The sequence below is a fragment of the Treponema primitia genome, assembly GCF_046533075.1.
GTDB classification, from domain to species: Bacteria; Spirochaetota; Spirochaetia; order Treponematales; family Breznakiellaceae; genus Termitinema; species Termitinema primitia_B.
On the sequence record NZ_JAJQRB010000035.1, the window covers coordinates 1 to 13025 of the forward strand.

1 protein-coding gene is annotated in these 13025 nt (G+C 54.1%); it reads right to left on the reverse strand.

The genetic code is table 11. From position 1 onward, the window contains the following. Positions 1-300: 300 nt before the first annotated feature. The gene (locus LQZ19_RS06620) at positions 301-12780 is read right to left on the reverse strand and encodes an Ig-like domain-containing protein (protein WP_411046874.1); all 12480 of its coding nucleotides are present in this window, start codon (positions 12778-12780) and stop codon (positions 301-303) included. Positions 12781-13025: the final 245 nt, after the last annotated feature.

Here is a 13025-nt window from a genome sequence, read left to right on the forward strand (position 1 = left end):
CCAGCCGCGAAGCCGGGAAGGAAGAGACTGAGGCGAAATACAAGCCGATACTCGAAGAAAATGCCCGAGTAATTGGAGAGAAGGACCGGACGATTGGAGAGAAGGACCGGACGATTGGAGAGAAGGACCGGGCGATTGAAGAGCTTAGACGGAAGTTGCGGGAGGCCGGGATAGAATAGGTGATCTGGAACTCTTAAAACAAGGATACCGGGCAGAGGAAATTGAAGCCAAACTATCCTTTAAAGCCATAGGCAAATAAACGATATTTGGCGGTGAACCAAAACATGGTTTGGGGGTTGGCTATTTTTTCTGGGCCATCTCTAATCCTGCGTCGGTGGTGTATCCTACCACGGCGTTAAGGTTCGCACCCCCAAGGCCGTAGACGCTGGTTGAATTGCTCAGGGAGCTGACGCCCAGGTTGGTCCTGGTTGCTTTGGTACCGCCGGTTCCCGCGTCTGCACTGACGCCGGCAGCCGATGCATTGGGTATTGCCCTGAGGTTTCCGTTAGTATCGGTGTAGACGCCGACGCTGATCTTGTAATCCGATGGAACGTTAGCCGTGGGTACCACGGATATTTCCCATTTGCCGGTGAACATGTCCGAAGCATCCGTGCCTGAGGGGATGAGACCGGTTCCGGTGGCGAAGTCCGTCCTATACGCGTAGCGGGCGCTCATGGTGGTGCCGGTACCGGCGGAGGTGTAATAGGATATATAGGGTACTTGATTACCCGCGGCATCCTTTCCTACCGCAATGGTGGTCCGGGTTCCTACGGAAAGGTAGGAGTCCACCGCCACGGTCTGCGCGGCGGATGCCTGGTTATACGCGGGGATGTAGGCGTACTTGAGATCCGCCCCATCGCTTGAGTAGTAGGCCAGATGTATGCCGCCATCGGAATCCACCGCCATGCTGACATCGGTACCGCCGCCTTCGTCTATGGGCCGGGCATTGGCCTGCCATTGGGAGACCGAGTTTCCCGCAGGATTGGTGTTATAGGAGAACACCAAATTTCTACCCGCAGAATCGTACCAGGCTAACAGGGCTACATCATTACTGCCGGCTTTTACCACCCCAATCGCTACATGGGGGCTTGGCCGGTAGTTTGTAGGGGAAGCAGCATAGGCAACGGTTCTGTTTCCTGCGTTGCCCACAGCGGCAGTAACATTGGAACCGGGGAGGAAGGCGCCGGTGGTGGCAACCACCTGGTAACGCGCCATATCGGAGTCCACCGAAGTTCTGACGCCCACATTACCGGTAATATCGATCAGGCCGCCGCCGACAACCGCGATACCCCAGTAATTATTATCGAAATATACCGCAGGTCCGCCGGGGGATGCGGCCAACTGGAAGGTACTTGCATTTCTGACTATAGCATAGTAGGGAACGGTTCTGTTAATTCCCCCGCCGCTTTTCCGCACATACACCTGGGTTCCGTTTGCCAGACCGTGTCCGTTTAATGTAAAGATGTTACCGCCGCCTGTTGGCGCAAGCTCAGCCCCGGTGGTGAGGGAACGGTTGGCCCCCACGGTTCCGGCGCGGAAGCGGATCTGTTTGGTGATATTATCGTAGTAGGCCAAATACACGCTGGTCCGGTTATTGCCATCGTTTGGATCCGCATTTGGGTTGGGCATGGAGGTAACCATGGAGGGGTTCTGCACGCGGTTGATATCCATGGTATAGTTATTGTTCCCGATTGGTATGGTGGTGGTTTCCAGGCGGGTGACATTTACTATGTTGCCGTCGTAATTGTTCTGTGTATTGGCGCTCGAAGCTGGGGACCCGCGCCGGCGGTTGTAGAAGCTGAAATGGGCGCTGTTGGGCGGATAACCGCCGGAGGATTCGTCGATGTTTTCCGCGGCGCCATAGGTGTTTCCCCGGGCGTCAAAGGCAAAGGTATTGTGGGTGTAACCGCCCCACCCCATTTCATAGCCGGTCTGGCTCATAAAGTTAGCCGCAGTCTTTAGGGCGTTATATTCGTAGCCGGGCATGTTGAACCACAGATAGTCGTTGGCAAAGGAGAAGCCTATTTCCCCTGCGGGGCCGACCTTCATGGTGGGATACCGGACTTCGCTCTGGGACTTGTACACCGAGGTGAAGTGCCACACGTCAAGGATAGCGTCGTCCTTCAGAATATTGTTGTTGATCCCGTTGGGGAATTGAGTCCAGCTTGCATTATTGTTGTTAAAATTGTTTACCGCCCCAAAACCTTTAACGAAGACCTGAAGATTACCCGAAGTAATGGTATTGTTGTCGCCCGTAGTACCATTGTTGTCTACCCGTACCCGGAAGGACTGATAGATAGACCTGGTTCCCGAGCCCTGAACCGGCGCGGTCATTCCGCTTGCAGCAGCTCCGTTAATACTTACCCCGGGGGCGGCTGTGCCAAAGTTAAAACCGTATAGGGTGATCTGTTCACCCTCCCGTACCGGGTAGTGTCCCTGGGCGGTGCGGCTAAACACCGACGGGTCCCTCCGGTAGTAGGAGGAAAGTGAACTTTCGACTTCCCTGATATAGGGGACCAATTCCATACCGATGGTATTGTAATTGACATTATGCTCCGCAGATTGCGCAGTATCGCTGCTGCGGTTTGGCGTCAGGGTATAATCCGCCGCCGCATAACCCGCATCGTCAATGCGGGCGTCATCGGCAATCGCCTTTACGGTTACGGGCCCGACAATTAAGCCCGCAGGCATGGTCTGGGTATCCCAGACATAGGCCCATTCCGCCCGGTGTCCGTCCAGGCTGAGATCATCGTAGACATAGGCTTGAATACCGCCGCCGGATACCGCTTCCAGGGCGCGGAAATGGCCTTCCGTTATAAGAGCAGGGGTGGTGTCCACCCGGACAATGTTAAAGGCCGCCGCAGACCCTATTTGTAAGCGTATACCGGAAAGCCGCTGATTATCCGCGGCATAACCCCGCAGTATAACTTTGCCGCTCAGGATATCGGCGGCAAAGGTCATGGCTATGCCCTCCTCCAGGAAGAAACTGTTTTCGATTCCCATGCCGCCCCGGGGCTCCACATGGCCGGAGATGGCGTTGTTCCCATCCCTATAGAGGCCGCCGTATTTCAAGCTTTGGGGATTCAGTATGTCGGCTCCTACGCTGTCAGGTCCCGCATTATCCAGGGTGGTGGCAATGCCGTTTTTGGACTTGTTTGCCGCGTGGGGGCTCATGTCGAAGAGCCGGGAAGCGGGATTTGTAGTATCGTTATTTTCTATTTTGACCCGAACCACAACCATGTCGGAAAGCTGCTGGCTTTCCGTACCGGGATCAATCGATGTGCCGGGGGCAACCGTTGAGTCCCATACCTTGATAAGGAAGTAGGCGTTTGGCGTATCCGGTATGTTTGTAAAATCGATATAGTTTACTTGTCCGGTAGTTTCATTGGGGAGGAAGTCCCCCTGCTTCACCACCCCCGGGCCGCCTGCATGGTTATACTTGTAGGCCCTGCCATCGCCGCTGCCGCTTGAAAGGGCAGCCACAAAGGTAGTGTTCGCATCGTTGCTTGCCGCGCCCAGGCGTATCCAGTCGGTGCTTCCCGGCGTTGTTATGGTATAAACCTCGCCGGCCGCAATGTCAGCAGCGTTAATCTCTTTGGGGATAACATGGGTTATCCTGAAATGGGCGGCGCCGTTTCCGTCTATCTTTGCGATATCGAAGCTCAGCCGCCGGTTCCGGGCAATATAGGCCGGGGTTGTAAAGTAGCCGGTGGTGTAGGTTCTGATCCCGCCGATAGTTTTATTACCAAAAATATCCGTGCCCAGGGTTACGGATGAAATTGCGGGGGCGTGGTTTTTTATAAACAGGGGCTGCTCATAATAGGCGGCGTTCCCCGCCCGGTCAAAGATTACGTAGTGGACCGTTACGGGCCCGTCCTTTAGCTGCAGGGTATTAAACCGCGCGGACCATACACGGTCCGGGCCGTCGTCGTACCAGGCTTCTTCATACCCGTCCAGATCAACATCAGCCCCAATGCCCTGCTCGTCCGTATCAATGGTGATCCCCGAATAGGTATCCGCCGGGAAATCCATCAGGGTAGTAAGGGCTGGGTTCACCGTGTTCCTTACCGCCTGTATTTTGCCTGTATAGGCATGGGAAGCTCCCAGCTCATCCAGGGGTATCTTGATTCCGTTCCGGCTTAAGTAAACCACCACCTTGTCCAGACCCTGGACGGGTCCCGAGTTTGCGTCAAAGTCTCTGGCGGCGCCCCGTAAATAATACCAACCGGCAGCGGAGTTAGGAGCAGTATAGGTGCCGAAGGGATAGAAGTTATCAATCTGGATATTGTAGCTCTTTTCTGTCCTGAACTGGGGGCTTGAATTATCGTATGCCACAAGGTTAATGGCATAGTATCCGGTTTTATTCTGATAACTTGCGGCGGTATCGGTAGCTATGGTAAGCCGCAGTTTGTAAATAAAGTCCTGGCTTATAAGGGCATTAAAGGCGTCAAAGGTATCCGCCGCCTCATAGGCTGTACCGGTCCCGGTTCCCGGCCCGATGGCAATAAACGAAGATCCCGCAGTGTTGGTGTTCGCGCCAATAGTGGTCCAATCAGTGCTGCCCGGATTGCGGATCATGTACTTTTTGCCCGGGATAAATGATCCGGCGCTCTTTATTGCGGGCAGCATAAGTTCGAAGTCTCCGGGGATATTGGGAAGACCTATCACATTTACTGCCGAGGGTGTTCCGTCCTTCCAATACTGGATGCTGGAGATGCCGCTGTCGTCCTGGATTTCCGCTTCAAAGATAAAGGTCTTGGATACCTGTATGCCCTCAAAATACGCCTTACCAATACTGTTATTGGTGATCAGCTCGCCGCCTATACGCGGTACTCCGCTGTCAAACAATATGCGGATGGCGGAGGGATCCCCTTCAAGATGGGGAACTCCGCCCAGGGTTTCGGAGTCGACCGCCCGTACCTGGATAAGAACCGGCCGTTGACCCTGCCCTTCAAGAGGATTCAGGGAACCATCGCTGTTAATATCGAATTCCCAGGAGACCGTGGTTCCCGCTCCGCCGGTTATGGCCGCCGTATTCCAGACTAAACCGTTCCATTCATCCGAAAGCCCGGTTGGATTTGGCTTTACCCGGTATTCCACATGATGCACCGACACATTATCTGTGGCGATGCCGGAGACAAATACCCTGCCCCCCAACACGGAACCGGTGGCCGGGGAGGCGATTGTTACCTGGGGAACATCCATAAAGGGATTCACCAGGATGAAATAATCGTCCGTTTCCTTTTCATTCCCCGCCTTGTCGATAACCTTTACATTGAAGGGCAGCCGCCACACGCCGGTACCGGGCGCCTCCGTGATTGCCCCGGTGTTGGTATTGTACAGTACCTCCGTAGCAAAGCTGATATCCGCATAGGCGTTACTGTTCGTAAAGGCGTAGGTCCAGCTATAGAAGCCGCCGCCCCAGGGGGTAAGCAGGGGATCGAGGTCTGCATTATGCCAGGTGTCATTTTTCCCGAGCTTATACTCTACCCTATCTATGGCGAAATTATCGCTGTTGCTTCCGCGGATGGTAACCGCGCCGGTTACCCGGGTTGGTTTTGCGGGCAGATCCACCACGGCGCCGGGGTCTTCGCTGTCAAAGGTGAAATTACCATAGGTCATATTGGTGCGCCCCGCATCATCAACGGCGGTAACGGTCATGGTATAGCCCCCCTGCCTCAGCTCCTCAGCGCCGCTGGAAGCAGGAATAGTAAATACCCAGGTATAGGAATAATTCGGCCCCGGAACTGCGGTGAGCGTTGCGTCCGCCGCCGCCCAAGATGGCGCCCCATTGCCGGTCAACCGGGCGTGGATATTGGCAACGCCGTTTGCGTCAAAGCTTGTACCGGAAACGGTGATAGGCCCTGAACCGATGTCCGCCTTACCGTTATAATAGGCCTTTAGGGGATGTGATCCCGCAGCGGCGCTGTCTATGGACACCTCGGGGTTCATCAGGTCTATGCGGAATTCCCGCACCTGGGGCGCAAGAACGTTACCGGCCCTGTCGGCGGCGTTGATGCTTATCCGGTACCGGCCGTCAAGGGGATCTATCCCCAGGAGCGTTAAATCCTTGACCCAGTTCACCACCGTTTCTCCCTGTTGGGGCAGGAGATCCGTATCGCTGCCGGGGATTAGAACAAATGCGGGGACGGCAAGACCGGCGTCCCACTTTTCAAGAACGCCCGTAAGGACTGCCAATCCATTGGTATCCCTGGCTGTCCCCAGGATTTTAAGGCTCGACTGGTCCTGGAAAAGGCTGCTGTTATCCGCAGCAAGGTTGTTAAACGTAAGCGTGGGCGCGGCGGTATCTTTTATAAAGTCATACTCCACGGTATTGGTCCGGCCCGCCATGTCTTTGGCGGTGATGTTTATCCTGTTAGCCTCCTGGGGCAGGGCATTAAACACCGCCGTTGTAACCGGGTAGGTCCAGTTCAAAACACCCGCAGTGACAGTACCGGTAACGTCCGTAGTAACGTTATTAATTGTAACGGAGACGCTTAAAAGGTTTGCATCGTAGGTATTTCCGCTAAGGGTGAAAACAGGGCCGGCGCTGCCGTTGAAAACTGCGTTGGCCCCGGGGGGGAGAATGTCCGCCGTTACCGGGTCCAGGGTATCGATCCTAAAGCCTATCTGTTTTGAGATACCCATATTGTCCAGTTCATCCTTTGCCCGGATCTGTACCCAGTGGGGTCCGTCGCTCAAGCCGTCCAGGGGGAGGGCCCAGGAAACATTTTTCCCGTACCTGGAAAAATCCCCCGGAAGGGTTGTATCATAGGCAGCAGCATCGCTATCGAAGCGGTATTCAAAGGTATAGTTACTAACATCGGCCTGGGTAGTAATATTGGAGTACTCATCCACAAAGCTGCCCCGCAATACCGGAACGCTGTCCACGATAACGCTTAGGGATGCAAGATAGGCGTCCAGGGCGGCGCCGGTCTGGCCGGTATATTCCTTCTCATCAATGGTGTTGAAGAAAATTTCCGGGCCCTCCGAATCCAGGGAGAAGGTCCAAACCAGGGTGTGGCTTAAACCAACTTTGTCCGCTGCCTCCAGGGTAAGGGTATGCGGCCCCTGGGAAAGGGTATCCGTAAGGGCGGGAACCCTGTAGATCCAGGTCCTGTCCGTACCGGTCCCGGTCAACACTAATTTTGCGGCGTTCGCCGCAGGGTTCGTATTGGCCGTATAGGAAATGAAATCTCCGCTGTCAAGCCTGACCCTGAAAATATCCAGGTTTGCTTCCGTTAAGTTCCCGGCTATTTGAAAATCGGCTTTATACGTTGTGGTAACTGCGGCATCCAGGGAAATCACCGGCTTGGTGGTATCTATCCCAAAGGTGGTTTCGGCGTTGACGGTTTTTACCGCATTGACGGCATTGTAGACTGAATCGCCATAACCCACCTTTTCGCTTTGAAGATCCGATGCGGTCACCACAACTTTTTTGTTCGGCCCGTCGGGGCTTATGTTGGGGAAGGTATAGGTAAATGAAACTTCCCGTCCGGAACCGGTAATAGAGCCTGGGGGTATCAGCTGCGGTACGGCAGCAGAGGAAGCCCAGGCGCTTCCATCAAACCAATACTGACCGTTATAAAGACTAATCTTAATGGCGCCGGTATCCACCCCGTCATCGTCCTTCACCGTGCCCCTGAGTATGAACCCGTCACGTATGACCGGATCGGAATCCGCAGGCGCCGCTTTCGACAGGTTGCTCAGGACTACCACCGGCATATCGGTTCTCTGATCCACAAAGAAGCTTTCCGGGGTAGTATTATTGTACCCGATATTCCCTGCCTTATCCCTGGCCAGGACATAAAGCGTATAGCCTGTCTGATCCCTCAGCGGGCTCAACGTGGTATCCACAATCGCTTCATAGCTTGCATCGAAGAGCTGTCCGCGGGGGTCATTATAAAGAGACTGTAATTGCGCTTGGGCAGCAGACGCGGGAAGTACAAAGGGTGTGGAATCGGTATCCGCAATGAGGAACCACTTGAGACCCTCTACACCGTTAGTATCCATGGCGCTGGCGGCAAACCGGATAATCCCATTCACGTTGTCCGCCCTTTTAACCGTAATATCCGCCATTTCGGTATTGTCCGTCTTTGCCGGGGTCCTTGTGACGGCGGTTTCCGGCGGAGTGCTATCCACTATGATGGTAAAGTTTTTAAAGGCGTCCGCGGAGCCGCCGGGAAGATTATCCAGGGTATTTTCCCTGCCCGTAGTATCCTTAATCTCTATAACATAGGAATAATTCCCGTCGGGCTGGTCCCTCAGGTCCAGGGTAACAAGCCAGTCCTTGCCGCTGTTTTTTGTGATCCCAGGCGCATCGGCGCCGCTCAGCTCAGTTCCGTTTCCGGTAATCTTCACACTGCCCAGGGCGTTGGAGTCGTAGGCATTAAACATAATAGTATAATCCGCTCCGGCAAAATTATACGGAGCGGCAGCATTAATACCGACGGGCGCCCAGGAATTTATCTGAGGCGGATTAGTATCCACAAAAAACTGCCGGTTCTGAATTACTGCGCTTTTGTTTCCCAATTTGTCGTACCCAATGACATGCACATAGTGGTTCCCTTCGTTACCCGCCGGTATGGCGGCGCTCTTGTTCCAGCCCGATCCGCCGTTAGCCAGATTCCAGCCCGCAAGCGTCGGCGGGTCACCGGCTGTGGGCGTACCGGGTATGGCAATAACGGGACTTTCGTCAATGACGTACCAAACCGTCACCCCTTCCGGGGTAAGGGCATCCACAGCGGTTCCGCTGATTGATACGGTAGATCCGCCTACGGTAAAACCAGCTGCGGGGTCCACCACGGATACCACCGGTCCTGTGGTGTCAACCGTGATGGTAAACCGTTTATGGGCATCTGCCTCAATACCGGGGTTATTAGCATCGGTATTTTCTTTGCCCGTAGTATCACTGATGTCAATAACATAGTTGTAAACCCCATCGCCCTGGGCGGTAAGATCTACCGTAACAAGCCATTCCCGGGGATTATCCGTTCCCGGATTATCCCAATCTTTTTGGATAGAGAGCCCCGTGGCGGCGCTTAACTCAGTTCCATTGGCGGTAATCTTCACACCGGCTAAGGCGTTGGAATCGTAGGCATGGAAACTAAAGGAGTAATCCGCTCCGGCGTAGTTAGAAGCGCCGGCGGTCCAATCCCTTATGTAGGGTGGGCTTATGTCGACAAAAAACTGCCTATCGGCTATGACGCTGCTTTTGTTCCCCAGAGTATCATAGGCTATGACATGCAAATAGCGTCTCCCCTCAGTACTGTTCAGGGTGACGTCTTTAAACCAGGGCGTCCCTCCTTCGGCCTTGAACCAGCCGCCGCTTAACGCATTCGCCGGGGAAGCCGGGGCGGGGGCGGCATAAATACTGTCCGTGTCAATAATGTAGTAAACTTCTATATCCGCCGGAGTAAGGGCATCCCGGGCATTTCCGGATATGTACAGGGACGGGGGATTTCCGCTTATGGAGGCGCCGTCGCCCGGCCCCGCCACCTCTACCACGGGGCCTCTGGTATCGTAAACCACCGTAAAGGTTTTAGTAGAAATCCTATTACTCCTACCGGTTTTATCACCAATGGTAAGGGTATAGGTATAGGTCCCGTCCGGGGGAGTACTGTTTTCGGTAAGGTCATCCCAGGGTATGTTTGGTACATAAAAATCCCAGGACACATCCCCTGCGGTAGATATTGTGTCAGGATAATTGGCGGCCGGGGTAAGGGTTAATGTTTTCGCAGCATGGGTAATACCAAGCTCGTCTTTCAATTGTTCTTCCAACCCTACAAAAACCAGCCCATTAGCATCGGTGACTGTCCCGGCCAGGTTAAATTTAGTATTGATATGCCGATCCGTCACATCAATACTGCCGGTCAGTGGTTTAACCGGGTCTAAATCCGGTTTACCCTGATCCACCCCGAATTTCAGAACCGAAGAATAGTTCGTCGTCTTGTTTCCCGCGGCGTCAAAGGCGATTAGGTAGATCCAATACCGGCCTTCCGCCGGAAGGGCCACGGTATCGCTCCATTCGGTTCCGTTCAGAACCGGCTGCTTCCAGACCGCAGCTGCCGCCTCGTAGTCTGCGGCGGCGCCTGAAGCTATAAAAATATCCGGAGCCGATGCTGCCCCTGCAGCCATCGGCTGTATGGAATAAAACACCCGGCCCATCCTGATAGTATCCTTCACATTACCCTTGATGGTGGTATGGGTCCCTTCAATCCAGGAGCCATCCGCCGGCTGGATAACCGGGGGCTCCGTATTTGCAAGAATCCAGAGATCCGGGGGAACAAGATCCACAACAACTCTGCGTTTCAGCGTAGTAACCCTTCCGGCAATATCGGTGGCGATAATTTCATACTCAAAGGTCCCGGATCGCAGATCCGTTCCGGGGGGGCTTTCCCTGTAGGGCAGCGTACCGGGGGCAATTGCCCAGTTTTCGCTTAGCGTGGGGGGTGAGGAGGGGTAAACCGTATTCAGTATTGTAAAGACGCCGACCCCAAGTTCCCGCTGTTTTATTACCAGGCTTTTAAGGCCGTTCGTATCGGACACCGTGCCATGCATATCAAAGGCTGTCCACACCAGCTTAGGGCTATCCTCGGTATTACCGATTTGCAATTCCGTCAGCGCCGGGGGGGCCGTGTCCAGAACAAAGTAGATATTTTTTTCCGGTGTAACTTCCCTGCTGGTATTGGCTATCTCCGGAGGCAAATCCGCCATAACCGGGCTTACAAGCGGTTTCAGGACATTCTTTTCCGTCAGGCTGTCCCGTACTTCTATCTCCACCGAGTATACCCCGTCGGGAAGGTAATTCGGAGCATCGGATGGATCGTCCGGCAGAGAAAGGCGGAATTCCACCGTTTTGCTGTTAACAATGGTCAGGTTTTCGGATCTGGTTATGGATTTTGTCCACTTCTGAACAGGGCTGCCGTAAGCGTCCTGGAAAATTTTGAACAGTATTGCCGGCTGGGAATCGCCTGAATCAATAAACACCCCGTCATCATCGGTAAAGAAGCCGGATATTTGCCTGTTGCTGCCCAGCTGGTTGGGGCTTGAGCCGAGAAGCGCTTCGCTGCGCTGGGCCTTGTCAAAGCCCGTAATCTCCACCCTGGGAATATCCGTGCTTTGATCTACCCTTAACTGTACCGTAGTAAAACTGTGATTTCCCGCCTTATCCCGGGCGGTGATGTACAGGTACCAGCTCTTCTCCGCATAGTAATCTGCCGGGGTAACCAACTGGGTAGTATCAATGATAAGCGAGGAGCTTGATCCGGACCTTTTGTAGACCGGCGGACGGGGGTCGTCAAAAAATGCGGCCGCGGCATCGGCGTAGAGGTCCTGGGGATTGGCGTCCGGATTGTAGGTATCCAGAAGGAGGTACTTAATTTCCCTGTTGCCGCCGGGGGTAACAGCAATGTTGTTGGCATCATAGGAGCTGATATCTACGGCGATAAAGCCGTTCACCGTGTATTGGACAAGGCCGTCGCCGGGACGATATTCGAGCGCATTCGGCTGGAGGCGGGTAATGTTGATCTCCGGCGGGCTCCGGTCAATATAAACGGTGTAGTTCCGCCGGGCCTCGCTGCCCTGGAGGCTGGCGGTAGTAATGGTAAAATCGTAGGCGCCATCGTCAAAGGTGTAGTTGGACACCAGGGCGCCGTCCACAACATCGGTGTAGATATAGGGCTCCCCGGGATCTATGCGGAACGATTCCAGAATCCGGTAGAACTTCTCGTCGTTAAGCGCAGTATTATCGCTAAAAACTTCACGGGCCAGTACGGTGGGACCGGCCTCCCCTTCTTTCTGAACCGTAAGTTCACCGCTGAATATCCCCAAGGAGTGGCTGAGTTCGGCGCTAATGTAAAAGGGTTCCCGCTGAAACTGATTCGTCAGGGGCTTAAACGTAATTACCGGAAGTTCCCGGGCGGTGATAATTTCCAGTTCAAAATAATCAAGCCCCGGACCGGCCGCAGGATAGCTGTCCACGGCAATCGGGGGATAGTAGGCCATTTGGCCGCCCATATCCAGGACCTTGTAGCGGAAGCGGTACATACCCGGGCGCAGGGGGTTGCGATCCTCACTTGAATGATCCACCGCATCGAAGCGAAATTCCATGGCGGTTTTGCCCGCCGCCGCCGCATTCCATTGGGTTGCCTCCGGCCTGTCCATATCCTCCCAGGCGGTATCAAGCGCCGGATCAGGGGCAGTACCATCGGCGGGCCAGAACTGTATCTTCGGGTACCCCGGGGCGATACCCCAAAGGTCCGCGGCGATACCGATCATCACGCCCCCCGCAACCAGTTCCCGCTTTTTCCCCGGGTCCGGTTCGGAGGGAACCTGTACCTCAATTGTGGGGAATCCGTTCTTAATCGTATAGACCAGCTCTTCAGAAATGGTATCTTTCCCGCTATTGTCAGACGCCCTGGCCCGGACCCGTATCTGACCATCCTCATAATCATTAGTATTCCTATAGGTATTCCAAAGCAAGGTTTCCGGGTCAAGGGTCGCCATGATCCATTCCCAACTCGCCTTAGGAATCTCCGATCCGTCCGGCGCGGTAACAAAGGCGAGGCAAACGTGGACCACCGCAATATCATCCTCGGCTTTTATCTGAAAGAGCTGATTACCGCCCTTGATAAATTTTCCCGGAACCGGGCTTTCTATGGATACGGTCGGCGGCTTTATATCAACCCTTGTGCCTAAGCCTGCCTGAATGGGATTCTCACAGGATAGGAGCGATAAAAGTGCGGTTAGGGATAGTATCGAAGAAAATTTTAACCGCAAAGGCGCAGAAGGCGAAGAAGAAGGGGGGGGGAAAGAAGAAAGAGGAGGAAGAGGGGAAATGGGGGAAATGGGGATTTTTTTTGTTCTTCTTTGACTTCTTCGCCTTCTGCGCCTTTGCGGTTCATTATTCTTCGGAAGTCCACGATACCAAGCCATTAGATCTACCTCACGCTCCATTCCTCCTTTTTTCTTTTGACTATTCATGACTAGTTTAATAACCTTTTATTTCGGATGCAACTCTTTTT